This window comes from Xanthomonas sp. JAI131 (assembly GCF_013410075.1).
In the GTDB taxonomy this organism is placed as follows: domain Bacteria; phylum Pseudomonadota; class Gammaproteobacteria; order Xanthomonadales; family Xanthomonadaceae; genus Xanthomonas_A; species Xanthomonas_A bonasiae.
The window spans coordinates 404,080-429,469 of the sequence record NZ_JACCCN010000002.1 but is presented as its reverse complement, the minus strand read 5'-3'; the positions used below and the strand labels follow the sequence as shown (position 1 = coordinate 429,469).

At 70.4% G+C, this 25,390-nt stretch carries 17 protein-coding genes and 1 riboswitch; of the genes, 6 read left to right on the top strand and 11 right to left on the bottom strand.

Going from position 1 to position 25,390, the window contains the following annotated elements; all coding sequences use genetic code 11:
- Positions 1–19: 19 nt before the first annotated feature.
- Positions 20–1,039 carry a M23 family metallopeptidase gene (locus tag HDC36_RS08675; RefSeq protein ID WP_343204326.1) on the bottom strand — a complete coding sequence of 340 codons (1,020 nt, stop codon included), beginning with the start codon at positions 1,037–1,039 and terminating at the stop codon, positions 20–22.
- Positions 1,040–1,169: 130 nt separating this feature from the next.
- A riboswitch (SAM riboswitch) is annotated at positions 1,170–1,288 on the top strand.
- Positions 1,289–1,358: 70 nt separating this feature from the next.
- Between HDC36_RS08675 and HDC36_RS08670 the strand changes: the two genes are divergently transcribed.
- Genes HDC36_RS08670 through HDC36_RS08660 form a run of 3 tightly spaced genes read left to right on the top strand, consistent with a single transcriptional unit; the run spans position 1,359 to position 4,707 of the window.
- A complete protein-coding gene (locus tag HDC36_RS08670) occupies positions 1,359–2,408 on the top strand; it encodes a homoserine O-succinyltransferase (protein ID WP_179566325.1) in 1,050 nt (349 codons plus the stop codon).
- A complete protein-coding gene (locus HDC36_RS08665; protein WP_179566324.1) occupies positions 2,405–3,622 on the top strand; it encodes an O-succinylhomoserine (thiol)-lyase in 1,218 nt (405 codons plus the stop codon). The genes HDC36_RS08670 and HDC36_RS08665 overlap by 4 nt, the downstream gene beginning before the upstream one ends.
- A gap of 20 nt (positions 3,623–3,642) precedes the next feature.
- Entirely contained in the window at positions 3,643–4,707 is a 1,065-nt protein-coding gene (locus tag HDC36_RS08660) for a homoserine dehydrogenase (RefSeq protein WP_179567941.1), read from the top strand.
- Positions 4,708–4,729: 22 nt separating this feature from the next.
- Here HDC36_RS08660 and HDC36_RS08655 read toward each other — a convergent pair whose 3' ends face one another.
- From HDC36_RS08655 to HDC36_RS08645, 3 genes are all read right to left on the bottom strand, one after another.
- Positions 4,730–5,764: an alpha/beta hydrolase gene (locus HDC36_RS08655; protein WP_179566323.1), complete on the bottom strand. Its 1,035-nt coding sequence runs from the start codon at positions 5,762–5,764 to the stop codon at positions 4,730–4,732.
- Positions 5,765–5,833: 69 nt separating this feature from the next.
- A complete protein-coding gene (locus HDC36_RS08650; RefSeq protein WP_343204325.1) occupies positions 5,834–8,821 on the bottom strand; it encodes a two-component regulator propeller domain-containing protein in 2,988 nt (995 codons plus the stop codon).
- Between the two features lie 360 nt (positions 8,822–9,181).
- The gene (locus tag HDC36_RS08645) at positions 9,182–10,564 is read right to left on the bottom strand and encodes an L-serine ammonia-lyase (RefSeq protein ID WP_179566321.1); all 1,383 of its coding nucleotides are present in this window, start codon (positions 10,562–10,564) and stop codon (positions 9,182–9,184) included.
- 90 nt (positions 10,565–10,654) lie between these two features.
- On the opposite strand from HDC36_RS08645, the gene HDC36_RS08640 reads away from it, so the two are divergent.
- Positions 10,655–10,879 carry a glutaredoxin family protein gene (locus tag HDC36_RS08640; protein WP_179566320.1) on the top strand — a complete coding sequence of 75 codons (225 nt, stop codon included), beginning with the start codon at positions 10,655–10,657 and terminating at the stop codon, positions 10,877–10,879.
- A 52-nt stretch (positions 10,880–10,931) separates the two neighbouring features.
- Here HDC36_RS08640 and HDC36_RS08635 read toward each other — a convergent pair whose 3' ends face one another.
- From HDC36_RS08635 to HDC36_RS08615, 5 genes are all read right to left on the bottom strand, one after another.
- The gene (locus tag HDC36_RS08635) at positions 10,932–11,687 is read right to left on the bottom strand and encodes a hypothetical protein (protein WP_179566318.1); all 756 of its coding nucleotides are present in this window, start codon (positions 11,685–11,687) and stop codon (positions 10,932–10,934) included.
- A gap of 174 nt (positions 11,688–11,861) precedes the next feature.
- A complete protein-coding gene (locus HDC36_RS08630) occupies positions 11,862–12,434 on the bottom strand; it encodes a GNAT family N-acetyltransferase (RefSeq protein WP_179566317.1) in 573 nt (190 codons plus the stop codon).
- Positions 12,435–12,642: 208 nt separating this feature from the next.
- Complete coding sequence (locus tag HDC36_RS08625) at positions 12,643–13,209, bottom strand: YceI family protein (protein ID WP_179566316.1); 567 nt, start codon at positions 13,207–13,209, stop codon at positions 12,643–12,645.
- An 11-nt stretch (positions 13,210–13,220) separates the two neighbouring features.
- Positions 13,221–13,787 carry a cytochrome b gene (locus HDC36_RS08620; protein WP_179566315.1) on the bottom strand — a complete coding sequence of 189 codons (567 nt, stop codon included), beginning with the start codon at positions 13,785–13,787 and terminating at the stop codon, positions 13,221–13,223.
- Positions 13,784–14,443, bottom strand: coding sequence for a YceI family protein (locus HDC36_RS08615; RefSeq protein WP_179566314.1), 660 nt, complete (start codon positions 14,441–14,443; stop codon positions 13,784–13,786). Before HDC36_RS08615 ends, HDC36_RS08620 begins: the two co-directional genes overlap by 4 nt.
- Positions 14,444–14,681: 238 nt before the next feature.
- Between HDC36_RS08615 and HDC36_RS08610 the strand changes: the two genes are divergently transcribed.
- Positions 14,682–18,284 carry an ATP-binding protein gene (locus HDC36_RS08610; protein WP_179566313.1) on the top strand — a complete coding sequence of 1,201 codons (3,603 nt, stop codon included), beginning with the start codon at positions 14,682–14,684 and terminating at the stop codon, positions 18,282–18,284.
- A gap of 185 nt (positions 18,285–18,469) precedes the next feature.
- Positions 18,470–21,985, top strand: coding sequence for an ATP-binding protein (locus tag HDC36_RS08605; protein ID WP_179566312.1), 3,516 nt, complete (start codon positions 18,470–18,472; stop codon positions 21,983–21,985).
- A 91-nt stretch (positions 21,986–22,076) separates the two neighbouring features.
- On the opposite strand, the gene mdtD is transcribed toward HDC36_RS08605, so the two are convergent.
- Complete coding sequence (gene mdtD, locus HDC36_RS08600; RefSeq protein ID WP_179566310.1) at positions 22,077–23,507, bottom strand: multidrug transporter subunit MdtD; 1,431 nt, start codon at positions 23,505–23,507, stop codon at positions 22,077–22,079.
- An 811-nt stretch (positions 23,508–24,318) separates the two neighbouring features.
- Complete coding sequence (hemE, locus tag HDC36_RS08595) at positions 24,319–25,389, bottom strand: uroporphyrinogen decarboxylase (protein WP_179566309.1); 1,071 nt, start codon at positions 25,387–25,389, stop codon at positions 24,319–24,321.
- Position 25,390: the final 1 nt, after the last annotated feature.

The following is a 25,390-nucleotide window of genomic DNA, read 5'->3' as shown; positions in this document are numbered from 1 at the left end:
GCTACAGGGAAGAACGCAATTATAGCGCCGCGGCGGCGGACACGGGTTGCGCGGCGGCCGCGGCGTCCTCGCTGCGCGGCAATTTGAGTTCGCCGAGCGCGCCGGCCATGCGGAACGGGATCGAGTCCAGGCGCATGCCGCGGTTGACCTGTACGGCGAAGTGCAGGTGCGGCGCGGTGCTCAGGCCGGTGTTGCCCGACAGCGCGAGGCGTTGCCCGGCGACGACGCGCTGGCCCGGCTGCACCGCCACGCCGCTCGGCGCCAGGTGCGCGTACAGCGCCATGCTGCCGTCGGCGTGGAGGATGCGCACGAAGTTGGCGCGGCCGCCGAAGGTCTCGCGGTCCAGTCCGGCCTCGGCGAAGCCCGCTTCCACCTGCATCACCGTGCCGCCGCGCGCGGCCAGTATCGGGGTGCCTTCGGCCAGGGCGAAATCCAGCGCGTAGTAGTTCTGCGCGTCGTGGTGGCTGAAGTGGCCGCCCACGCCCTGGTCCACGCGCACCGGCGCCGCAGCGAACGGCAACCGGTACAGGGCGTCCTGCGGCTTGGCCGCCGGGTCGCCGGGCACGGCCTCCAGCACCAGTTCGAACGGGCTGGCGTAGCGCGGGTCGCTGGCGTACAGCCGCGACAGCAGGGCGCTGCCGCGGGCGGGCAGCACTGCGCGCAGCGGCAATGCCGGGACCGCGGCGAGGTTGTCGGCGTGGCGGGAGCGCAGTTGCACCTGCAGCGGCCCGTCCAGGCGGTTGTCGGCCCAGGCCTGTTGCCGTGGAGGTTGGCCATCCAGGCGCAACTGCGCCAGCGGCGGCTCGGCGCTCGCCGACGCCGGCGGCGGTTCGGGCGCCGCAGCGCGCTGCGGATCGGCCACGTGGTCGCCGTAGTGGGCGATGCCGTTGGCGTCCTTCCACGCATACAGCGTCCCGGCTGCGCCTGGGGTGGATGCGACACCCAGCGCCCAGGCGACCAGCAGCGGCCAGCGTGGCGCGGCGCGGAACGGAGCGAGGGCGTTGTGGGCGGTGGCGGGGGCCGGGCACTGGCCGGGCATCGGGGCTCCTGGCGCCGGCGTGGGAGCGCCGTGGGTGCGGAGTATGCGGCAGCCGCGGCCCGGGCTCCCTTATATCGCTCCATCCGAATAAAGAGATTTGACAACGCCGAAAAACGCTGGCATCGTGGCGTCACCATCGAGACCGGCGGAGGGACAGGCCCTTTGATGCCGGGGCAGCCAGCGGACGCGCAAGCGACCGTGTAGGTGCCAAATCCTGCGGGGACCACCGCGTCCGCCGAAAGATGGTTCGATTCGTGCCTTCCGCACGTCGAACGCGAGCTCCGCGAAGCTCGATGGCCGTTCCTCCCCGGATACCGCCATGAGCCTCGTGAATACGCCAAACCGCCCCCTTGCTGTGAATGCCCCGCTCGACCGCTATGCCGCCGCCGTTGCGCCGGCCGCCGACGGCGTGCTCGCGCTGCGCGGCGAAGTGGCGGTGGCGCTGCCGCTGCGCCACGCCGGCGTGCAGTTGCTGCGCCTGCGCTACGAGCTGACCGGTCCGGCGGACGCACCGGTGGTGTTCGTCGCCGGCGGCATCTCCGCGCATCGCCATCTCGCCGCCAACGCGAGCTTTCCCGAGAAGGGCTGGGCCGAAGGCCTGGTCGGGCCGGGACGGGCGCTGGACCCGAGTCAGCGGCGGCTGCTGGCGTTCGATTTCGTCGGCGCCGACGGCAGCCTGGACGCGCCGATCGACAGCGCCGACCAGGCCGATGCGATCGCCGCGCTGCTGGATGCGCTGGGCATCGCCCAACTGCACGGCTTCGTCGGCTATTCCTACGGCGCGCTGGTCGGCCTGCAGCTGGCGGTGCGGCATCCGCAGCGCTTGCTGAAACTGGTCGCGGTCAGCGGCGCGCACCGCGCGCATCCGTATGCCGCGGCGTGGCGCGCGCTGCAGCGCCGCGCGGTGGCGCTGGGCCAGTTGCAGTGCGCCGAGAGCCACGGGCTGTCGCTGGCGCGGCAGTTCGCGATGCTCAGCTACCGCACCCCGGAAGAATTCGGCGAGCGCTTCGATGCGCCGCCGGAAGTGATCAACGGCCGCGTCCGCGTCGCCGCCGAGGACTACCTGGATGCCGCCGGCGCGCAGTACGTGGCGCGCACCCAGGTCAACGCCTACCTGCGCCTGTCCGAATCCATCGACCTGCACCGCATCGACCCGGCCGCCGTCGCCGTGCCGACCGTGGTGGTCGCGGTCGAAGGCGACCGCCTGGTGCCGCTGGCCGACCTGGTCACTCTGGTCGAAGGCCTGGGCCCGCGCGGCAGCCTGCGCGTGCTGCGTTCGCCGTACGGCCACGACGCCTTCCTGAAAGAAACCGACCGCATCGACGCGATCCTCGCCACCGCCCTTCGCCCCACCGGAGCTACCGCATGAGCACTGCCCAAGACAACTATCTGCCCTGCAGCGCCGCTACCGCCGCGGTGCGCGCCGGCATCGATCGCGATACCGCCTACGGCGCGGTGACCCCGCCGATCGTGCTGTCGTCGAACTTCAGCTTCGACGGCTTCGGCAACAAGCGCCAGTACGACTACACCCGCAGCGGCAATCCGACCCGCGACCTGCTCGGCGAAGCGTTGGCGGAGCTGGAGGGCGGCGCCGGCGGCGTGATCACGGCCACCGGCATGGGCGCGATCAACCTGGTGCTGAACGCGCTGCTGCAGCCGGGCGACAAGCTGGTGGTGCCGCACGATGCGTACGGCGGCAGCTGGCGCCTGTTCAACGCGCTGGCCAAGAAGGGCCATTTCGAGCTGATCACCGCCGACCTGACCGATCCGCGCTCGCTGGCCGAGGCGCTGGCGCAGTCGCCGCAGCTGGTGCTGATCGAGACCCCGTCCAATCCGCTGCTGCGCATCACCGACCTGCGGTTCGTCATCGATGCCGCGCACAAGGCCGGCGCGCTGGCGGTGGTCGACAACACCTTCCTGTCGCCGGCGCTGCAGAAGCCCATCGCCTTCGGCGCCGACCTGGTCATCCATTCCACAACCAAGTACGTCAACGGCCACAGCGACGTGGTCGGCGGCGCGGTGATCGCCGCCACCGCCGAACTGCACCAGCAACTGGTGTGGTGGGCCAACGCGCTGGGCCTGACCGGTTCGCCGTTCGATGCGTTCCTGACCCTGCGCGGCCTGCGCACGCTGGATGCGCGCCTGCGCGTGCACCAGGAAAATGCGCAGGCGGTGGTGGCGCTGCTCGACGGGCATGCCGCGGTCAACCAGGTCTATTACCCGGGCCTGGCCACGCATCCGGGGCATGCGGTGGCGGCGCGGCAGCAGACCGGCTTCGGCGCGATGATCAGCTTCGAGCTGGCCGGCGGCGAAGCCGAGGTACGTGCCTTCGTCGATGGGCTGCGCTATTTCACCCTGGCCGAGTCGCTGGGCGGGGTCGAGAGCCTGGTCGCGCATCCGGCGTCGATGACGCACGCGGCGATGACCGCCGAGGCGCGCGCCAATGCCGGCATCAGCGATGGCCTGCTGCGGCTGTCGGTGGGCATCGAGTCCAGCGAGGACCTGATCGCCGACCTGCAGGCAGGTCTGCTGCGTGCGCAGCAGGCGGGCGAGGCGGTGGCGCGCAAACGGGTGGACGCGTGAGCGACAGCGTCGCCGATGCAATAGCGCCGGCGCCGGCGCAGGCCGCCGATGCCGCATTGCCGCGACTCGGTCTGCTCGGCACCGGCACGGTCGGCCGCGCTTTCGTCGCGCGCTACCAGGTGCTGCAGCAGCGCCGCCCGGGCTTGCCGGCGTTCGCCTGGCTGGCCAATTCGCGGATCCTGCAGGAGTGCCGGCAAGCGCCGGCGCAGGCGTTGGCCGTGGCCAATGCCGCCGCGCGTGGCGATGGCGGCAGCGCGCCGCAGCCCGCCGACCTGCGTGCCGGCGACATCGTGGTCGACGCCACCGCCAGCGAGGCGGTGGCGCAGCGGCATGCCGAGTGGCTGGCGCGCGGGGTGCATGTGGTGACCGCGAACAAACTCGGCCAGGGCGCGGCGTTGGCGCGCGCCGAACAGATCCATGCCGCGCGGCATGCCGCCGGCGCGCACTACGGCGACAGCGCCACGGTCGGTGCGGGCCTGCCGTTGCTGAGCAGCCTGCGCGCGCTGGCGGCCGGCGGCGACCATATCCACGCGGTGGAAGGCGTGCTGTCCGGCTCGATGGCATGGCTGCTGCATCGCTACGACGGCAGCCGCGCCTTCTCCGAGTGCGTGCGCGAGGCCGCGGCGGCCGGCTACACCGAGCCGGATCCGCGCGAGGACCTGTCCGGCGAGGACGTGCGCCGCAAGCTGCTGATCCTGGCGCGCGCGGCCGGGCTGCCGCTGCGCGCCGAGCAGGTGCAGGTCGAATCGCTGCTGCCGGCGGCGCTGGCCGCGGCGGCACCGCGGGACGTGGATGCCGCGTTGTCGGCGCTGGATGCGCCGCTGGCGACGCGCCTGGCGCAGGCGCACGCGAACGGCGCCTGCCTGCGGTTCGTCGGCCGCTTCGATGCGCACGGCGCGTCGGTGGGATTGCGCGAGCTGCCGCTGGCGCATCCGCTGGCCAGCGGTGCCGGTGCCGACAACCGCGTCGCCATCCACAGCGACCGCTACCTGCAGCAGCCGTTGCTGATCCAGGGCCCCGGCGCCGGTGCCGAGGTGACCGCGGCGGCCTTGCTCGACGACGTGCTGCGCATCGCGGTGCGCTGAAACGCCGGCATCCGCTGCGCCGCTACGGCGCAGTGTTCGGTGCGGCGCTCGGCGCGGCCAGCGCCTGCAGCAGCGCGGCGTTGAAGCGCTGCGGCGCTTCGACCTGCGGCGAGTGGCCCAGGTCGGCGAATTCGACCAGCGTCGCGCCGGGAATCGCCGCCGCCGCGCGCTTGCCCAGCGCCGGATAGTCGCCCAGGGTCCTGGCCAGCGCCGGCGGCGCCAGATCCTTGCCGATCGCGGTGCGGTCGCGCTGGCCGATGAACAGCGTGGTCGGTACGCGCAGTTGCGCGAACTGCTGCACTACCGGCTGGTTGAACACCATGTCCGAGGTCAGCGCCTGGTTCCAGGCCACGCGCGCGTGGCCGGGGCCGGCATACAGCCCGGCCTGCATCGTCACCCAGCGGTCGTATTCGGGTTTCCATTGCCCGCCGTAGTAGACGCTCTGCTGGTACTGCTTGATCGAGGCGGCATCGGTCTTGAGTTCCTTCGCATACCAGTCGTCGACGCTGCGCCATGGCACGCCGGCCGCCTTCCAGTCCTCCAGCCCGATCGGATTGACCAGCAGCAGCCGGCTCACGTCCTGCGGATACTGCAGCGCGTAGTGCGCGGCGAGCATGCCGCCCATCGAGTGGCCGACGAACACCGCCCGGGTGACCCCGGCGTGTTGCAGCAGCGCATGGGTATTGGCCGCTAGTTGCGCGAAGGAGAACTGGTAGGCCTGCGGCTTGCTCGACTTGCAGAAACCGATCTGGTCCGGCGCGATCACCCGGTAGCCCGCGGCGACCAGCGCGGCGATCGCCGACTCCCAGGTCGCCGCGCAGAAGTTCTTGCCGTGCAGCAGCACGACCGTGCGGCCGTTCGGCGTGCCGCTCGGGGCCACGTCCAGATAGGCCATCTGCAACGGCTGGCGCTGCGAGGCGAAGTCGTAGCGCGCGACGGGATACGGATAGTCGAAGCCTTCCAGCTGCGCGCCGTAGCGCGGTGCGGGCGTGGCGGCGTGGCAGGGCGGCAGCAGGAGCGCGGCGGCGAGCGCGGCGAGGAGCGTGTGTCGGCGCATGCGGGCTGGAGCGAGTGCGGGGATGCCGCGACTCTAGCCCGGGACATGCACGGGCCGCGTCAACGCGCTTCAGCAGCGCGAGTGCACCAGGCTCAGGCAGGCGTGGTGCTGCATGCGCTCGGGCGGCTCCTGCAGCGCCGCCAGCACCTGCTCGGCCTGCGTGCCCAGCACCGGCCGGTACGCGGCCCAGCCGTTGCGGCCCTTGGCCTTGGCCTGGTACAGCGCGCGGTCGGCGAGGATCAGCAACTGCTCCCAGCCCAGGCGGTTGTCGGGATCGTGCACGAACGGGAATTCGGCCAGGCCGATCGAGCAGGTGACCTGGCTGTGGCGGCCGTGATCGAGTGCGAAGCTGTGCGCGGCGATCGAGCGGCACAGGCGCTCGGCGGCCACGGTCAGGTTCTCGCGCGGCGCCGAGCGCAGCACCAGCAGGAATTCCTCGCCGCCCCAGCGCACCACGTAGTCGCTTTCGCGGGTCAGCTTGACCAGCAGCTGCGCCATCTGCTGCAGCACCGCGTCGCCGGTGTGGTGGCCGCCGCTGTCGTTGATCGACTTGAAATGATCGATGTCGATCAGCGCGAACAGCATGCCCGAGGACAGCATGTCCTGGTCGTTGGCGGCCATGCGCCGGTACAGCGCGATGTCGCTGGGGATGTGCAGCGACAGGTAGCGGCGATTGCGCAGCTGGGTCAGGTCGTCGGTGAAGCTGGCTTCCTGCAGGCGCTGGTTGGCCGCCTGCAGCGCCTCGGTGCGCTGGCGCACCTGCCGTTCCAGGGTTTCGCGCTGGCGCTGGTTGACCACGCGCGCGATGCCGATACCGAGCAGCGCCAGGGCCAGCACGCCCAGCACCAGCAGCAGCTTGTAGTACAGCGTCTCCTGGAAGCGCAGCCGGATCCGCAGCGGCAACTGCGCCGGCGCCTGCGCCCAGACACCGGCGTTGTTGCTGCCGCTGACCTCGAACACGTAGTCGCCGCCGGGCAGGTTGGTATAGCTGGCCACGCGCTGGCGGATGTCGTCCAGGCTGCGCCACTGGGTGTCGTAGCCGACCAGGCGGTAGCGCAGTTCCACGTTCTCCGGGGCCTGGAACGAGGCCGCGGTGAACTCGAAATCCAGGTCGCGCGCCTGCGCCGGCAGCGGCGTGTCGCGCAGCGCCTGCGGCGCCATCCAGCGGCCCTGCGCGCGGATCCGTTCCACCACCGGCTGCGGCGCGACCGGATTCTTGACGATGCCGGCGGTGTCCATGGTCACCACGCCGTCGCGGCTGGGCAGCCACAGCGTGCCGTTGTCGATGAAGCCCTTGCCGTTGCCGGCGCCGTTGCAGCACAGGCCCTGCACGCCGCCGTGGCGCTGGCCGCGCTCGTTGAGCAGCAGTTCGGCCTGCAGCGGCGTGCCCGGCACCGCGATGCGCTTGAGCAGGCTCGCCAGCGGCACCCGGTACACGCCGCGCAGGCCGGCCACCCACAGGCTGCCGTGGCCGTCGTCGGCGATGAAGAACGCGGCGTTGGCGGGCAGCCCGTCGTGTTCGTCGAACATGGTCCAGCGCTTGCCGTCGAACACCCACAGCTGGTCGGACAGGGTGCCGATCACCCACTGTCCGCCGGGCAGTTCGTGGATCGCGGTGACGTCGGCGTCGGCCAGCGCCGAACCGGCCTCGGCGAGCGCCAGCAGGCGCTCGCCGCGCACTTCGTACAGGCCGGCCTGGGAACCGATCAGCAGGCGCCCGGCGCGGGTTTCGTGGATCAGGCGGACCCGCGGGTCGCGCAGGCCCTCGCTGTTGCCGTAGCGCTGCAGGCGCACGCCGTCGCTGCGGAACAGGCCGTCGCTGGTGGCGAACCACAGCCGCTGCGCGCGATCGCGGACGATGCCGTTGACCTGCAGTTCGTGCAGCGGCGCCAGCAGTGGCGGCTCGGCGGCGCGCCCGTCGCGGTACAGCAGTGCGCCGCGGCGGGTGCCGATCCACAGGTGGCCGGGTTCGGCGAGCAGGGTGTAGGGAACGTCGCCGGGCAGTTGGTCGCGGCTCAGCACCTGCTGATAGCGGCCGGCGCGCAGCCGCGCCAGGCCGCTGCCGGTGCCGACCCACAGCGAGCCGTCGGGGTCGCGCGCCAGCGTCCACACCAGCGGATCGGTCAGCCCTTCGTAGCTGCTGTAGCGGCGGGTCCAGCCGTTCCACAGCCTGCTCACGCCGCTCAGTTGGGTGCCCAGCCAAAGGTTGCGCTCGCGGTCCTCGAAGACCGCGCTGACGACGGTATTCTGACCGTGCTGGAGGGATTGCTCGACGATGCCGCCGTCGCGCACGCGCAGCAGATAGCCGGGCAGGCCCACCCACAGGTTGCCGTCGCTGTCCTGGAACAGCGCTTCCACTGCGCGCCGGGTCACCGCCGGGTCGCCGGGCAGCCGCTGCCAGCGGCCGTCGCGGCGGAACAGCAGGCCGTCGCGGCTGCCGGCCCACAGCCGTCCCTGCGCGTCCAGCAGCTGCCGCACCGGCGCTGCGTGCGCGTCGGCCGGCAGCGGCAGCGGCTCCTCGTCGCCCTCGGCGAAGCGCAGCACGGCGCCGCGCGTACCGACCCACAGCTCGCCGCCGCGCGGCAGCAGCGCATAGGCGCCGTCGGCGATGCGATGACGCAGGCGCAGGCCGTCGCCGACCACGGCGTAGACGCCATCCTGCGCGGCGACCAGCACCGTGCCTTGCGCGTCGACCGCGATCGCTTCGATGTTCAGCAGCGGGGCTTGCGGGTCCTGCGGCAGCAGATTGCGGAAGCGGCCGTCGCGGTAGCGCGCCAGGCCCCGATAAGTGCCGATCCACAGGTCGCCGCGCGGGTCCACCTGCAAGGCCTTGATCCACGGGCCGGGCAGGTTGGCGGGGGCTTTCTCGCCGAAGGTGGTCATGCGCACGCCGTCGAAGCGCGCCAGCCCGCCCATCGTGCCGATCCACAGGTAGCCCTGCCGGTCCTGCGCGAAGGCCTGCACGCTCAGCTGCGGCAGCCCTTGTTCCAGGCCCCAGCCTTGGCGTTCGTAGTGGTTGAACTGCTTGTCCGGCTGCAAGGCGGCCGCCGTCGGCACGAGCGAGATCCACACTCCCAGGAGCATGGCCAGCTTTAGCGCACAGGTGCACCAGGAAGCGGGGTGGGACTGCAAGGGCATTCCAGTGCCGGTTCGGCGGATCGTCAATGTCGCTATCGGCGCAGGCGCGCCGATCTTTATCCGTAGCGCAACAAAGGCCTGCGCGGCGTCGGCGATCGCGACGGCCGCAAGGCCTGTCATCCAGGCAGGTCCGACCCGTGGCACGCGGTGGCGCGCCGCCGATGCAGCGTCGCCGTGCGGGCGCTGCGCGCTGCGCGGGGCCGCGCCGCGGCCTGGTCCGCGCATCCGCCGCGGCGGCGCGATGCGCTCGGACAGGGAGGACGCGCCGGCGGCATCATCTCAGCACTCGATCACGTTCACCGCGAGCCCGCCGCGGCTGGTTTCCTTGTACTTGTCCTGCATGTCGCGGCCGGTGTCGCGCATGGTCCGGATCACCTTGTCCAGCGACACCTTGTGCTTGCCGTCGCCGCGCATGGCCATGCGGCTGGCGTTGATCGCCTTCACCGCGCCCATCGCATTGCGCTCGATGCACGGGATCTGCACCAGCCCGCCGATCGGGTCGCAGGTCAGGCCGAGGTTGTGTTCCATGCCGATCTCGGCGGCGTTCTCGATCTGCCCCGGCTTGCCGCCGAGCGCGGCGACCAGGCCGCCGGCGGCCATCGAGCAGGCCACGCCGACTTCGCCCTGGCAGCCGACTTCGGCGCCGGAGATGGACGCGTTTTCCTTGTACAGGATGCCGATCGCCGCGGCGGTCAGCAGGAAATCGAAGATGCGCTGCTCGTCGCTGCCCGGGCAGAACCGGTCGAAGTAGTGCAGCACCGCCGGAATGATCCCGGCCGCGCCGTTGGTCGGTGCGGTGACTACGCGCCCGCCGGCGGCGTTCTCTTCGTTGACCGCCAGCGCATACAGGTTGACCCAGTCCAGCGTGGTCAGCGGATCGCGCATCGCCGCTTCCGGCTTGGACGACAGTTCGCGGTACAGCGCCGGCGCGCGGCGCGACACGTGCAGGCCGCCGGGCAGCGTGCCTTCCTCGCGGATGCCGCGCGCCACGCAGGCCTGCATCGCGTTCCACAGCTCGCGCAGGCCGTCGCGGATCTCGTCCTCGCTGCGCCAGCACTTCTCGTTCTCGAACATCAGCGCGGCGATGCTCAGGCCGCTGCGCGCGGCCTGCGCCAGCAGTTCGTCGCCGCTCTTGAACGGGTAGGGCAGCGGCGTCTCGTCGGCGACGATGCGGTCGTCGGCGGCGTCGTCCTGGTTGACCACGAAGCCGCCGCCGACCGAGTAGTAGTCGCGCGTGGCGATCACCTCCTCGTCGGCGGCGTAGGCGGTGAAGCGCATGCCGTTGGTGTGGTAGGGCAGCTTCTGGCGCTTGTTCAGCGCCAGGTCGCGCTTCTCGTCGAAGGCGATGCTGTGCTGGCCCATCAGGTTGATGCGCTTGCTGCTGCGGATGCGCTCCAGCGTGCTCGGAATGATGTCCGGGTCGATCAGGTTCGGGCGCTGGCCTTCCAGGCCCAGCAGCACCGCCTTGTCGGTGCCGTGGCCGCGCCCGGTCAGCGCCAGCGAGCCGAACACCTCGGCGCGGATCCGCACCACCTCGCCGAGCCGGCCCGGATCCAGCAGCCAGCGGTGCACGAAGCGCTCAGCCGCGCGCATCGGCCCCACGGTATGCGAGGAGCTCGGCCCGATGCCGATCTTGAACAGGTCGAAGGTGCTGACAGCCATACGTGCCGGAGAGGTGGAAGGCCAAAGACCGTCTATTCTATGCCCCTGGCGCATTGCGCACGCCCGCAACGCAGCATCGGAGCCGCGGCCATGTCCCTGACCCTGTACCAGCGCGACGACTGCCACCTGTGCGACCAGGCCCTGCTGGTCCTGGCGCAGGCGCGCGTGGGCGACCTGGACAGCATCTTCATCGACGGCGACCCGGCATTGGAAGCGCGCTACGGCGAGCGGGTGCCGGTGCTGCGCGACGTCGGCGGGCGCGAGCTGGCGTGGCCGTTCGATATGGATTGCGTTGTGGATTGGTTGGGGAGATAGCTGTTTAGAACTCAGGTGAGAAAATTGTTATGTTTCGATAAAGTTACGCGCATTAACGATTTATATAATTATTTGCACTTGATGGCTCTGTTTGCTGCATCAAGAGCTCTTGCTGTCGGGAATGGCAGAAAGTAACTAGAGAATTTAACTCGGTAAGAACTTCAGTAACTGGGTTTCCGTCCATGAGATCAATGGAAGGTCGGTCTGTTTCAGCATAAAGGCGTCGTACAAATTCTGGAACTGCAGGATGCTTGATCGCGTTATCGAAAAATTCTGCGCCATACAGTGGTCCAGTCAGGGCTGGGCTTTCGAGTAGGGGTGAAATCATTTCTTTTAAATAAGAGCACAAATCCATCGTAAATTGAATCGATAATGTCTCAATGTCTTCAAGGGGTGCTTTAACCGAAACTGGATTTTGATTCCTGTCGAGGCGCAAAAAATCGATAGCGATATAGTAGCGCCCGTCAGCCCACATGTTCACGACGGGGTTGCCGTCATGAGTTATGGCGTTCCGGGCTGAATGCATGAATTGCATATGTCGTATGTTGGAAAGATCAGTCCAAGTGACTGTCTTCTCAGAAATTACTGGGATAAGGTCTTTGATCGTCTGGACGATCGAAGAGAGTGCTGAGAAGTGAAAGTTGACAAGTTGACCTCCACCTTCAATCGGCGGCTCATTTTTAGCGAATCGCCATCTGGAAGTCTCGCAGACGTTGAGGAGCTCTGATAGACGGAAGCGAATTTCCCGCGTTTTGTGAAGAAGGAAGTAGGCGGATTGAGTTCTTCTTGTTGGATGCGGTATGGACATTGGTTACAACTCGCTCATAGTGGTTGCTTGGCATTGACTACTAGCCTGGTGTTGATTTCTGTGTGATTGGGGATTGCCTTGGTGTCGGCCCGGTTGCCGAGCCGCAGCCGTCTAGTTGCTTGATCGCCGCGCTACCGACGTTGCTGCACTTGCTGCTATGGGATGGTCCCGCCATCATTCTCCTGTCTTATCGCCGACCGACGCATTGCCTTGCGCATCCTCGCTCGCCAGCGCTCCGTCCGCATGCCATGCGAAACAGCAGATCACCGTGCCGTCGGCGTCCGTGCGGGTCGGCGCCGGATGCATGCCGGCCTTGCGCAGCACGCGCAGCGAGGCCAGGTTCTGCGGATACGCGGTGGCGATCGCGTGCTGCAGGCCCAGTTCCTCCCGCGCATACGCCAGCATCGCCTGCGCCGCTTCGGTGGCCAGTCCGCGTCCCCAGTGTTCGCGCCGGAACGCGTATTTCAGTTCGGCCTCCGCCTGGCCGGCCGGGTGGACCAGCCCGCAGAAACCGATGGTCTGGCCATCGGCGCGGTTCACCAACGCAGACATGCCGTAGCCGCGCGTGCGGTAGTTGCGTTCGGAGACGGCGACCCATTCCCTGCACTGCGCGCGATCCAGCGGCTCGCCGTCGCCGACCCAGCGCATGGCCTCGGCATCGCCGTAGACCGCGAACAAGGCATCGACGTCGGATGGGCGCAGGTGGCGGCCGATCAGGCGCGCGGTCCTGAAGATGTCCTTTTCCATGCCGCAAGTGTGGCATGCGTGGCGAAGCGCGCCGTTGGCCGGCCTCGGCACGCGAGCGCTCAGCGCGTGGTCTGCCAGCGAGCCGGGCATCGCAGGCCAAGACGGCAGGCCATGCCCTTGCCGCACCCGTCCAGGCACAAAAAAAGCGGCGGACCCGACGAGGGAATCCGCCGCCCAGTGGCCGCATGCCGCTGCGGCCTGTGGCGAATCACTTCGCCTTGAACACCACCTTGGTGCTGATCGCGGTTTCGTTGGGGATGGTCTTGGTGTCGGCCCAATCGCCGCCACCGACGCCGAAGTCCAGGCGCTTGACGGTGGCCTTGCCGGCCAGCACCGGCTGCGCGCCGGGGGTCCAGGTGAAGGTCAGGGTCACCGGCTTGGACACGCCGCGCAGTTCCAGGGTGCCGTCGGCGGCGTACTGGTTGTTGCCCAGCGAACGGAACTTGTCGGCGCGGTAGTGGGCAGTGGCGAACTTGGCCACGTTGAAGAAGTCCGGACCCTGCAAGGTGGAGTCGCGGTCGCCATTGCCGCTCTTGGCGCCGGCCAGCGGGATCGCCACGTCGAGCTTGGCGCTGGCCAGGTTGGCCGGGTCGAAGCTGAGCTTGGTGTCGAAGCCGGGGAACTGGCCGGTGAACACTTCGCCGTCGTACTTGCTGGCGAACACCAGGCTCGAGCCCGGCGCCTGCACGTAATCGGCGGCGAACGCGGGGGCGGCGGCGAGCATCGCCACCAGGCTGGCGGCAACGGCGGCGGGGGAGGCGAAACGGGACGACATGATGGAACTCCTCAGGACTTGGGGGTCAGCCAGCCGCGCGGCAACATCCGCGCCAGGGTGGCATCGCGTTGGAACAGGTGGTGGTAGAAGGCGGCGCCGGCATGCGCCAGCACCACCGCGATCAGGATCCAGAAGCCCCATTCGTGCACCGCATGCGACAGGTCGCGCAGGTGCGCGTCGGGCGCGCTGAGCTTGGGCACGGCGACCAGGCCGAACCAGCGGAACGGGCGCAGGCCGCTGCTGGAGTCGTACAGCCAGCCGGACAGCGGCATGGCGAAGATCAGCACGTACAGCAGCGCGTGGGTGGCGCTGGCGATGCGTTCCTGCCAGCTCGGCGTGCCGGGCACCGGCTTGGGCGCGCCGGCGTACAGACGCCAGCCCAGGCGCGCGATCACCAGCGCCAGCACGGTCAGGCCGAGCGACTTGTGCGCGGTGTAGACCCAGAAGTACTTGGGCGTCTTCGGCAGCTCGCCCATGGTCAGGCCGACCACGCCCAGCAACAGGATCAAGGCGGCGATCAGCCAATGCAGGGTCTGGCTGACGCCACCCCAACGCTCGGCGGTGTTCTTGGCGGTCATGGCGTGGATTCCTGGCTGGCGCTGGGCGAGGGAGTGGGGGTGTTGGCGGGTGCGTCCGCCGACGGCGGGTCGGCGTCGGCGCGGCCGTCGCGGGTGGCCTCGGCCTCGATGCGCAGCTCGACCGTGGCGCCGATCACAGACGGCCAGGCGGCGATGCCGAAGTCGGCGCGCTGCAACGTGGTGGTGGCGGAAAAGCCCACGGTGCGGCGGAACGGCGGCAGCGGATGCCGCTTCAGCGCGTTCAGGGTCACGTCCAGCGCGATCTCGCGGCTGACCCCGTGCAGGGTCAGCGTGCCGAACACCTTGGCGTGGGTGGCGTCGACCGGTTCGATCCGGGTGGAGACGAAGCGCGCCTCGGGGAAATGTTCGCCATCGACCAGGTTGTGCGCCAGCGCGGCGCGGTTCCATTTGTCGTCGCCCAGGTCCAGGCGCTGCAGCGGCACCCGCGCGTCCAGCCGCGCGCTGCGCCAGTCGTCGGGGTCGAACGACAGCGTGCCGGTGCTGCCGGACACGGTGCCCAGCGCCTTGGAGAAGCCGGCGTGCTCGATCGCGAACAGCACGCGGGTGTGCACCGGATCCAGCGCGTACTGCGCCGGGGCGGCCAGCGCGGCGGTCGGCAAGGTCAGCAGCAGGGCGATCAGGCAGCGCTGGAGCATGGGTGGGCCAGGCAGGAGGGGTAGGCGGGATTCTAGGCGCAGTCCGCGGCGCTTGCGCCAGCGCGTGGCGCAATGGTTCGTTGCGTTGCGCGGCGGGTGGGATTTTGCGGCCCTCCGCGGTATAAGAACGCTGCCGCATCAAGGCGGCACGGAGCGGTCGCGCTGTCTGCGGCCGGCCCCGGCAGTGCGCCGGTGTTCATCCGCCGCCGATCGTTCACTGCCGCTGGAGCCGATGTCGATGCAAATCCCATGTCCTCGACGCCTGCGCCGCGGCTGGACGCTCGCCTGGCTGCTGCTGTTGCTGGCCGGTTGCTGCACCGGTGCGCTGGCGTCGGTGCCGGAGCTGCCGCGGTTCCGCGTGCTGGGCGCCGAGCACGGGCTGCCGTCCAGCGAGATCTCGCGGCTGGCGCTGGACCGCGACGGCTACCTGTGGATCGCCAGCGGCGACGGCCTGGCCCGCTACGACGGGCGCGAGTTCCGCATCTGGCGCCACGACCCGGACGATCCGCAGTCCCTGCGCTGCAACTACGTGCAGGAACTGCACATCGATGCGCGCAACCGGGTCTGGGTCGCCTGCGAAGGCGGCGGCCTGAGCATGCTCGATGCCGCGCGCCGCGGGTTCCGCCACTTCAACATGGCCACGCAACCGGCGATGCGCAGCGACGAGGTGTTCGCGATCGCCAGCCGCGGCGACGAGGTGGTGTTCGGCACCTATGCCGGCGGCCTGTACCGGGTTCCCGCGGACGGACGCGTGCAGCGCATCCAGGCCGGCGACGGCGAGGTCGACGCGATGCTCGACGGCGCGATCGTCGGCCTGGGCTTCGACGCGGCCGGGGTGCTGTGGATCGGCACCTTCAAGGGCATGGTGCGCTACGACGGCACGCGCGCCAGCGCCTACCGCCTGCCCGGTCCCACGGATGCGCCGCAGAAGGTCGCGGCGGTGATCGCCCTGTCCGACGGCCTGTGGGTCAGCACCAACGGCGAGCTGTACCGGCTCGGTCACGATGGCCGCTGGCAGCGCGCCGACTGGACCGGCGCGTTGCAGCGCGGGGTGCTGTGCATGGCCGAGGACGGCAACGGCGGCTATTGGCTCGGCAACGGCCAGGGGCTGTGGCACAAGCCGGTCGACGGCGCGTTGCGCCGCATCGCCGAGGGCGAGGCAGCGGTGGCCGGCGCCAACGTGGTGGTGAGCATGCTGCGCGACAAGGAGGGCGGACTCTGGGTGTCGTTGCCGACCCGCGGCCTGGGCTATCTGCGCCCGGGCTGGCGGCGGCTGGCGGTGCTGGGGCCGGCGCACGGCCTGGCGCCGGACCTGTATGCCAGCCTGGCGCCGGCCCGAGACGGCGGGGTGTGGCTGGCCGGGACCGGCGGCAATGTGTACCGGCTGCAACCGTCCAGCGGCGAGCTGAGCAAGCCGCGCTGGACGCCCAGCCTGCCCGGCGTGCGCGTGCTGTCGGTGCTGGAAGATACGGCCGGCGACCTGTGGCTGGGCAGCAGCGCCCAGCTGCTGCGCGGTCCTGCCCACGGCGGCGCGCTGAAGGGGTGGGGGCGTGCGTCGGCGGCCGACGCGACCCCCGACATCGGCGTCAACAGCTGGTTGCGTCAGCGCGCCGACGGCACCTTGTGGGTGGCCGCGCCCGGGTTCGGCGTGCAGGTGCGCGCGCTCGCCGACGGCCACGTGCTGGACAACATCCACGGCCCGCAACGCGGCCTGGCCGCTGCCGCCGATATCGCCGCGTTCGACCTGGCGCCGGACGGCACGCCGTGGCTGGCCGCCGAGCGCCTGCACTATTGGGACACCGCCGCCGGCCAGTTCCGCGCCCCGCCGGAGTTCGCCGGCGAGCGGGTGCAGTCGTTCGCCTTCGCCGATGCGCAGACCCTGTGGCTGCATCGCCTGTCCGGACTCGAGCTGTGGCGCCGCGAGGGCGGGCACTGGCAGCAGGCGCACCGCTATGCGGCGGCCGAGGGCGTGCCGGCGACCGAGTCGCAGGGCCTGGTCGTCGATCAGCAGGGACGCGCCTGGCTGGGCACGCGCCGCGGCCTGTTCCGGATCGATCCGCGGCATACGCCCGCGGTGCGCGCGTTCGGCACCCGCAACGGATTGAGCAGCCAGGAAGTGGTCAAGCGCGGGCTGTTGATGGCGGCCGACGGGGTGCTGGTGGCGGCCGCCGCCGATGGCAGCGTGGCGCTGCTGGATACGCGGCTGCCGGACCCGCCGCCGGTGCCGCTGACGCTGAGCGTGGAGAGCGTGCAGGTGCGCCGCGGCGAGCGGCTGCTGGCGCTGCCGGTGAGCGGCCGCTTCGCCCTGCAGCCGGACGATCGCGATCTGCGCGTGGTGGCGCGGCTGCTGTCGTTCGTCGATCCGGAGGGCATCGTCTACCGCTTCCGCCTGGCCGGCTACGACCGCGACTGGGTCGCGGTCGGCGCCACCGGCGAGCGCACGCTGCCGCAGTTGCCGGCCGGCGCGCACGTGCTCGAGGTGCAGGCGCGCACCCGCAACGGCGCCTGGTCGCCGACGCTGCGGCTGCCGTTCCGGGTGTACCCGCCGTGGTGGCGCAGCGTCTGGGGCATTGCCGGGCTGCTCGCCGCCGCCGCGCTGCTGGTGCTGGCCTCGCTGCGCGCCTACCGCCGCCGCCTGCGCCGCCAGCATGCCTGGCAGCTGGCGCTGCACAAGCAGGAAGTGGCCGAGCAGGCGTCGCTGGCCAAGACCCGTTTCCTGGCCACGCTCGGACACGAGGTGCGCACGCCGATGACCGGCGTGCTCGGCATGAGCGAACTGCTGCTGGCCACGCCGCTGGATCCCAAGCAGCGCGGCTATACCGAATCGATCCGCCGCGCCGGTACGCACCTGCTGCACCTGGTCAACGATGCGCTTGACCTGGCGCGGATCGAGGCCGGGCGGCTGCAACTCGACCTGCAACCGTTCGCGTTGCAGGCGCTGATCGCCGACGTGGTGAACCTGATGGCGCCGCTGGCGCAGGCGCGCGGCTTGCGCTTCGAATGCCACGACACCTTGCCGGGCGCGGTGACCGTCAACGGCGATGCGGTGCGGGTGCGGCAGATCCTGCTCAATCTGATCGGCAATGCGATCAAGTTCACCGCCAGCGGCTCGGTGACCTTGCACGTGTCGCCGCTGCACAGCGGGCACGGGCTGTGCGTGGAGGTCGCCGACACCGGCCCGGGCATCAGCGCCGAGCAGCAGGCGCGGCTGTTCCAGCGTTTCGAGCAGGGCGAAGGCCCGCGCACCGCCGCCCGCTACGGCGGCAGCGGGCTGGGCCTGGCGATCAGCCAGGAACTGGCGATGGCGATGGGCGGGCGCATCCAGGTCGACAGCCGGCTCGGGCACGGCGCGCGCTTCCGGGTGACGCTGCCGCTGCGCTGGCAGGCGCGGCCTGCCGAAACGGCGACGGTGGTGCCGCTGCCGGCGCGGGCACAGGCGCCGCTGCGGATCCTGCTGGTCGAGGACGAACCGACCGTGGCCCAGGTGATGGCCGAACTGCTGCGCAGCCGCGGCCATCATGTGGCCTGCGCCGCGCATGGCCTGGAAGCGTTGACCGAAGTGACCCAGGGCACGTTCGACCTGGGCCTGCTGGACCTGGACCTGCCGGCGCTCGACGGCCTGGCGCTGGCGCGGCAACTGCGCGCGCTCGGCTACGACTTCCCACTGATCGCGGTGACCGCGCGTTCCGACGGCGAGGCCGAGGCCGCAGCCAAGGCGGCCGGTTTCGCCTCTTTCGTGCGTAAGCCAGTCACCGGCGACATGTTGGCCGAGGCGATCGGAGGAGTGATGGAGGCTGAGGCCGGGACCCGGGACGCGGGACCCGGGACCCGGAAAGCGTAAGGTCTCGCTCGATTGCGCAGCGGGGTCGCAAGCCGGGGCCTGTGACGCTTCGAGTCCCGGGTCCCGGGTCCCGCGCCCAGCGTCCGTCTGTTGCCAGCGGCGGCGCTTATCGCCGACGATGGCAGCGGGCATCGGGGGACACGGCGCCCATGCACAAGGGGACGAGGATGCGGTCGAGACGGATCTTGGGATGGCTACTGCTGCTGTGGTCGACGGCGGTCGCCGCGGCGGTGCCGCCGACGCCGCAGCCGCGCCAGCTGACCGTGGCCGACGGCTTGCCGTCCAACAGCATCAACGGCTTCGCCGAAGACCAACTCGGCTATTTGTGGCTGGCCAGCAGCGACGGCCTGGCCCGGTTCGACGGGCGCGGCTACCGCATCTGGCGGGTCGAGGACGGGCTGCGCGACAACAAGATCTGGACCGTGCACGTCGATGCGCAGAACCGGGTCTGGTTCGGCACCCAGAACGCCGGCATGGGCATGCTCTCGGCGGACCGGCGCACGTTCCGCTACTACGACCGCAGCAACTATCCGCAGATCGGCGGCGGCACGGTCTGGGCGATCGCCTCCACGCCCGACGGCAGCATCTGGTTCGGCACCGCCAACGGCGGCCTGGACCGGCTGCGGGCGGACGGCACGCTGAATCGCTACATGCCGATGCCGGGCGACGAGCGCAGCCTGCCGTCGCCGGCGGTGATCTCCCTGGCGACCACGCCCGACGGCACGCTGTGGGTGGGGACGCGCGGCGGCGTCGCGCGCTGGACCGGGCACGACTTCGAACGGCTGCCGGCCTCGGCGCTGCCGCGGCCCGAGGTGCTGGGCCTGACCCCCGAGCGCGACGGCACGCTGTGGGTGGCCAGCCAGGGCGGTGCGCGCCTGCTGCGCGCCGACGGCAGCGTGGTGGCCCCGTACTGGAGCAACATGCCGAGCGAGAGCGTGCTGGGGATGCTGGTCCACGACCGCCACGGCAATCGCTGGTTCGACACCCTGGACGGCCTGGGCCGCGAGAGCGAAGCCGGGCAGATCCACAACGTGCCGCTGTACAGCAACTCCGCGCACGGCTTGGTCAAGCCCAATTGGTCGCTGGCGTTCGAAGACCGCGAGGGCGATCTGTGGTTCGCCAGCTTCAACGCCGGCCTGTGGTACCTGCCGGCCAATTGGCGGCAGTTCTCGGTGCTGTCGTACCGGGTGGACGATCCGGACTCGATGGGCAATCCCTACGTCATCGCGACCGCCGCCTCGCGCGATGGCGGGGTGTGGCTGGCAGGGACGCGCGGCGTGCTGGACAAGCTGGATCCGGCCACCGGTACGGTGCGTCACCACATCATGGCGCTGTTCGGGCGCGATTGGTCGCGCACGCTGGTCGAGGACGGCCAGGGTCGGGTATGGGCGTCGGCGTTGGCCGGAGTGCTGCGCTACGACCCGGTCAGCGGCGAGGTGCGGCGCTGGGGCAAGCAGGACGGCGCCGATGCGCCGATGCCCGGTGACGTCGACCGGGCGATGCTCAGCGGCGACGGCCGCCTGTGGCTGTTCGGCGAGGTCGGCGGTGCGCAGGTCCGCGATCTGGACGGACACGTGTTGCGCAACATCGCCCCAGGCGCCGACGGGCTGCCGGCGGAGCTGACCGTGGACGATGCCCGGCCCGGCCCGCTGGGCCAACCCTGGGTGCTCGGCCAGCACGGCGTGCTGGCCTGGGACGCGACCAGCGAGCGCTTCGCGCCGGTACCGGGTGCGCCAACGCGGCCGCTGAGCGCCTTCACCATCACCGACGGCAACGTGGTGTGGCTGGCCAGCCTCGGCCGCCTGGAACGCTATCTGTGGGACGGCGAGCGGCTGAGCCTGCTCGACCGCATCGACGCCGAGCAGGAGTTCCCGTCGCTGGCGCCGAACGGCATCGTGGTCGATGCCAGCGGCGTGGCCTGGTTGAGCAGCGTGCGCGGCCTGATCCGGGTCGACCCGGCGAGCAAGGCGATCCGCTCCTACAGCGTGCACGACGGCCTGCCCAACCAGGAATTCCGCGCCCAGACCCTGATCCAGGCGCGCAGCGGGCAGATCCTCGGCGGCACCCCGGACGGGGTGGTGCTGTTCGAGCCGGCGCAGGTGGTGCCGTCGCGGCGGCAGCCGCCGCTGGTGATCGAACGCATCGGCGTGCGCCGCGGCGAGCGCGCGCTGGATCTGCTGCATGCCGGCAGCATCGCGCTGCAGGAAGGCGACCGCGACCTGCATGTGGTCGCGCGCCTGCTGTCGTTCTCCGACACCGACGCCAACACCTACCGGTTCCGGCTCAGCGGCTACGACCCGGACTGGGTCGACGTCGGCGCCAGCGGCGAGCGCCTGTTCTCGCGCCTGCCGTCGGGCCACTACACACTGGAAATGCAGGCGCGCACCGCCGACAAGGTGTGGTCGAAGGTCACCACGCTGCGCTTCCGCGTGCTGCCGCCGTGGTGGCGCAGCCCCTGGGGCATGGCCGGGCTGGCCTTGCTGGCGCTGTTGGCGCTGTGGCTGGCGTCCTACCTGTACCGGCGGCGCCTGCGCCGGCGCAACGCGTGGCAACTGGCCCTGCACAAGCAGGAGCTGGCCGAGCAGGCCTCGCTGGCCAAGACCCGTTTCCTGGCCACGCTCGGGCACGAGGTGCGCACGCCGATGACCGGCGTGCTCGGCATGAGCGAACTGTTGCTGGCCACGCCGTTGGATCCCAAACAGCGCGGCTATACCGACTCGATCCGCCGTGCCGGCGCGCACCTGTTGCGCCTGGTCAACGATGCGCTGGACCTGGCGCGGATCGAGGCCGGCCGCCTGGAGCTGGACCAGCAGCCGTTCGACCTGATCCAGCTGATCGCCGAACTGGAGGCGATGATGGCGCCGATGGCGTACAGCCGCGGCCTGGCCTTCGCCCTGGACAACGCGATGCCCGCGGCGGTGACCGCCAGCGGCGATGCGACCCGGGTGCGGCAGATCCTCCTGAACCTGCTCAACAACGCGATCAAGTTCACCGACCACGGCGGCGTGACCCTGCGCGTGGCGCCGCTGCACGAGCGTCACGGCGTGCGTTTCGAGGTCGCCGACACCGGTCCTGGCATCAACGCCGAGCAGCAGGCGCGGCTGTTCCAGCGCTTCGAACAGGCCGACGGCCCGCGCACCGCCGCCCGCTACGGCGGCAGCGGCCTGGGCCTGGCGATCTGCCAGGAACTGGCGGTGGCGATGGGCGGCCGCGTGGAGCTGCACAGCAAGCTCGGCGTCGGCACCCGTTTCATCGTCGACCTGCCGTTGCCGTGGACCCCCGACGCGCTGCATCCCGCGACGCGCGGCGAGCGCGAGGCCCTGGCGGCGACGCAGCCGCTGCGCATCCTGCTGGTCGAGGACGACCCTACCGTCGCCGAAGTCGTCAGCGGCCTGCTCAGCGCGCGCGGGCACCACATCACCCATGCCGCGCATGCCCTGGCGGCGCTGACCGAAGCGGCCGGCAACCGCTTCGACGTGGCCTTGCTGGACCTGGACCTGCCCGGTCTGGACGGCCTGGCGCTGGCGCGGCAACTGCGCGTGTTCGGTTACGAGATGCCGCTGATCGCGGTCACCGCGCGCGCCGACGCCGACGCCGAACCGCAGGCCCGCGCGGCCGGCTTCGACGGCTTCCTGCGCAAGCCGGTGACGGGAGACATGCTGGCCGAGGCGATCGAGGCAGTGCTCGGAGGCCGGGATTAGGGATTCGGGATTGGGGATTCGCAAAAGCGAATTGCCGCCACTGCCGCTCTTGCGAATCCCCAATCCCGAATCCCCAATCCCGGCCCCTCAGCTACTCAGCCACTTCCTCCACCTTGTCCGGATGCGGCCGCGTATCCGGCAGCTGCCAGAAGATCAGGGTCGAGGTCAGGGTGATCGCGCCGACGCAGACGAAGGTCGCGTGCAGTGCGGCGGTGGCGCCGTGGCTGTCGCCGAGGTGGTCGTTGAAGGCGGCCAGCAGGCTGCCCGCGGCGGCGGCGCCGAAGCCGGTGGCCAGCATCATCACCATCGACAGCAGGCTGTTGCCGGCGCTGGCCTGGTCGCGGTCCAGGTCGCGCAGCGTGACCGTGTTCATGACCGTGAACTGCAACGAATTGACCGCGCCGAACAGCGCCAGCTGCAGCAGCCGCCAGCCCAGCGGCTGGCCGGCGTCGAACAGCATGAAGCTGGCCATCGCGACGCCGACCAGCACCGTGTTGCTCATCAGCACCCGGCGATAGCCGTAGCTCTCCACCAGTTTCACCGCCGCGCGCTTGGCGGCCATGCCGGCCAGCGCCACAGGGATCATCATCAGGCCCGCGCGCATCGGACTCATGCCCAGGCCGACCTGCAGCAGCAGCGGGATCAGGAACGGCATGCTGCCGCTGCCCACGCGCGCGAACAGATTGCCGAGGATGCCGATGCGGAAGCTGACCACCTTGAACAGGTGCAGCGGGAACAGCGCCGCCGGCGCGTTGGCCGCGTGCAGCCAATAGCCGATCAGCGCGGCCAGGCCGGCGATGGCCAGCAACATCACGAACGCATGGCGCAGGCCCAGTTCGGAAATCCCGTCCAGCGCCAGCGACAGCGCGATCATGCCGAAGGCCAGCATCGCGTAGCCGATCAGGTCGAAGCGGGTGCGCTGCTCGCCGTGGAAATCGGGCATCACCTTCAGCGCCGCGGCGAAGCCGATCGCGCCGATCGGCAGGTTGATCAGGAACACCCAGTGCCACGACGCCACCTGTACCAGCCAGCCGCCGAGGGTCGGCCCGACCAGCGGCCCGATCAGCGCCGGGATCGCGATGAAGCTCATCGCGCTCAGGAACTGCTCGCGCGACACCGAGCGCATCACCGCCAGGCGCCCGACCGGCAGCAGCATCGCCCCGCCGATGCCTTGCAGCACGCGCGCGGCGACCAGGTAGGGCAGGCGCGGCGCCGCCGCGCACAGCAGCGAGCCGAGGGTGAACAACACGATCGCGGCCAGGAAGGTGCGGCGCGTGCCGTAGCGGTCGGCGATCCAGCCCGAGGCGGGGATGAACATCGCCACCGCCAGCGCATAGCTGAACACCACCGACTGCATCTGCAGCGGGCTCTCGCCCAGGCTGCGCGCCATCGCCGGCAGCGCGGTGTTGACGATGGTCGCGTCCAGCATCTGCATGAAGATGGCCAGCGACACCAGCCACAGCAGCGGCCGGAAACTGCGGTAGTTCGGAACGGAGATCGGATCGGGGGAGGGCGCGGACATCGGCACGCACGGCAACGCGAGGGATGCATAGGATCGCGCAGATCGCGTCGCGGCGTCGTGCAGCAGCGGGCGGTTGTGGCGCGTGGCGAGCACGGCGGCCTTGCTGCGACGGCGGAGCGGGGCGCGTCGTGCGGCGTGTCGTCTTCTGTTCTGTGCGGGGCTTCGGTGCCGAAGCTGTCCGCAGCTGTCGGGTTAACCGCTGCGTTCGTCGCGACTGAAGTCGCTCCCACAGGGATTTGCGGCGAGTTGGCTGGTCCACGGTAGGGGGCTTCAGCCCCGACCGGTGTCCGCAGCTGTTGGGTCCGCCACTTCGCTCGTCGCGGCTGAAGCCGCTCCTACAGGGATTTGCGGCGAGTTGGCTGGTGGACTGTAGGGAGCTTCAGTCCCGACCGGTGTCCGCAGCTGTCGGGTCCGCTACTTCGTTCGTCGCGGCTGAAGCCGCTCCTACAGGGATTTGTGGCGAGTTGGCTGGTGCACTGTAGGGAGCTTCAGTCCCGACCGGTGTCCGCAGCTGTCGGGTCCGCCGCTTCGTTCGTCGCGGCTGGAGTCGCTCCTACAGTGAGCTTGCGGCAAGTTGGCTGGGTGCACTGTAGGAGGGGCTTCAGCCCCGACCGATGCTCGCAGTCGTCGGCTTCACCACTTCGTTCGTCGCGGCTGAAGCCGCTCCTACAGGGAGCTTGCGGCGGGCCGGCTGGGTTCTGTGGGAGGGACTTCAGTCCCGACTGCAAGATGTTGGAAGTGCATGTTGCGCCGCCCCCCGCATCCGAGGGACGCAAGGCGCCCAGCGGATGCGACGGCTCAGCGCGCGGCGCTATGCCACTCCGCGGCGGCTGTGCCGCTGCACCGCGGCGACCAGCGCGCCGACGTGCTCGGGCTGCATGTCCGGCGACAGCCCGTGGCCGAGGTTGAACACATGGCCTTCCGCCGAGCCGTTGCCGTCGGCATAGCTGCGCAGCACGCGCTGCACCTCGCGTTCGATCGCCGCCGGCGAGCTGTACAGTGTCGCTGGATCCAGGTTGCCCTGCAACGCGACGCGGCCGCCGGTGCGGCGCGCGGCATCGGCCAGGTCGATGGTCCAGTCCACGCCCAGGCCTTCGGCGCCGGACGCGGCCAGCTCTTCCAGATACGGCGCGTTGCCCTTGCCGAACAGGATCAGCGGGGTGCGCTCGGCGCCGTCGCCGCGCGGCAGTTCGCGGGCGATGCGCTGCAGGTAGGGCAGCGAGAACTCGCGGTACATCGCCGGGCTGAGCACGCCGCCCCAGGTGTCGAATACCTGCAGCGCCTGCGCGCCGGCCGCGCGCTGCGCCGCCAGGTAGGCGATCACCGCGTCGGTGTTGACCGACAGCAACTGGTGCAGCGCCGCCGGTTCGTTCAAGGCCAGCGCCTTGATCCGCGCGTAGTTGTCGCTGCCGCCGCCCTCGACCATGTAGCAGGCCAGCGTCCACGGGCTGCCGGAGAAGCCGATCAGCGGCACGCTGCCGTCCAGCTCGCGGCGGATCACCCGCACCGCGTCCATCACGTAGCGCAGTTCGGTCTCCATGTCCGGCACGCCGAGCCGGGCGATCGCCGCCGCGTCGCGCACCGGGTGCTTGAACTTCGGGCCTTCGCCCTCGACGAAATACAGCTCCAGGCCCATCGCATCGGGGATGGTGAGGATGTCGGAGAACAGGATCGCCGCGTCCAGCGGGAACCGCGCCAGCGGCTGCAGGGTCACTTCGCAGGCCAGTTCCGGGGTCTTGGCCATCGCCAGGAAGCTGCCGGCGCGGGCACGGGTGGCGCGGTACTCGGGCAGGTAGCGCCCGGCCTGGCGCATCAGCCACACGGGGGTCTGGTCCACGGGCTCGCGGCGCAGGGCGCGCAGCAGACGGTCGTTCTTGAGCATG

What these genes read in the sequence shown, in the direction of transcription:
- HDC36_RS08625 (WP_179566316.1), bottom strand. Translation starts at nt 13,209, where the DNA reads ATGTCGTCCCGTTTCGCCTCCCCCGCCGCCGTTGCCGCCAGCCTGGTG.
- HDC36_RS08630 (WP_179566317.1), bottom strand. Translation starts at nt 12,434, where the DNA reads ATGGAAAAGGACATCTTCAGGACCGCGCGCCTGATCGGCCGCCACCTG.
- HDC36_RS08640 (WP_179566320.1), top strand. Translation starts at nt 10,655, where the DNA reads ATGTCCCTGACCCTGTACCAGCGCGACGACTGCCACCTGTGCGACCAG.
- HDC36_RS08615 (WP_179566314.1), bottom strand. Translation starts at nt 14,443, where the DNA reads ATGCTCCAGCGCTGCCTGATCGCCCTGCTGCTGACCTTGCCGACCGCC.
- HDC36_RS08675 (WP_343204326.1), bottom strand. Translation starts at nt 1,039, where the DNA reads ATGCCCGGCCAGTGCCCGGCCCCCGCCACCGCCCACAACGCCCTCGCT.
- mdtD (WP_179566310.1), bottom strand. Translation starts at nt 23,507, where the DNA reads ATGTCCGCGCCCTCCCCCGATCCGATCTCCGTTCCGAACTACCGCAGT.
- HDC36_RS08670 (WP_179566325.1), top strand. Translation starts at nt 1,359, where the DNA reads ATGAGCCTCGTGAATACGCCAAACCGCCCCCTTGCTGTGAATGCCCCG.
- hemE (WP_179566309.1), bottom strand. Translation starts at nt 25,389, where the DNA reads ATGCTCAAGAACGACCGTCTGCTGCGCGCCCTGCGCCGCGAGCCCGTG.
- HDC36_RS08610 (WP_179566313.1), top strand. Translation starts at nt 14,682, where the DNA reads ATGCAAATCCCATGTCCTCGACGCCTGCGCCGCGGCTGGACGCTCGCC.
- HDC36_RS08635 (WP_179566318.1), bottom strand. Translation starts at nt 11,687, where the DNA reads ATGTCCATACCGCATCCAACAAGAAGAACTCAATCCGCCTACTTCCTT.
- HDC36_RS08620 (WP_179566315.1), bottom strand. Translation starts at nt 13,787, where the DNA reads ATGACCGCCAAGAACACCGCCGAGCGTTGGGGTGGCGTCAGCCAGACC.
- HDC36_RS08665 (WP_179566324.1), top strand. Translation starts at nt 2,405, where the DNA reads ATGAGCACTGCCCAAGACAACTATCTGCCCTGCAGCGCCGCTACCGCC.
- HDC36_RS08655 (WP_179566323.1), bottom strand. Translation starts at nt 5,764, where the DNA reads ATGCGCCGACACACGCTCCTCGCCGCGCTCGCCGCCGCGCTCCTGCTG.
- HDC36_RS08645 (WP_179566321.1), bottom strand. Translation starts at nt 10,564, where the DNA reads ATGGCTGTCAGCACCTTCGACCTGTTCAAGATCGGCATCGGGCCGAGC.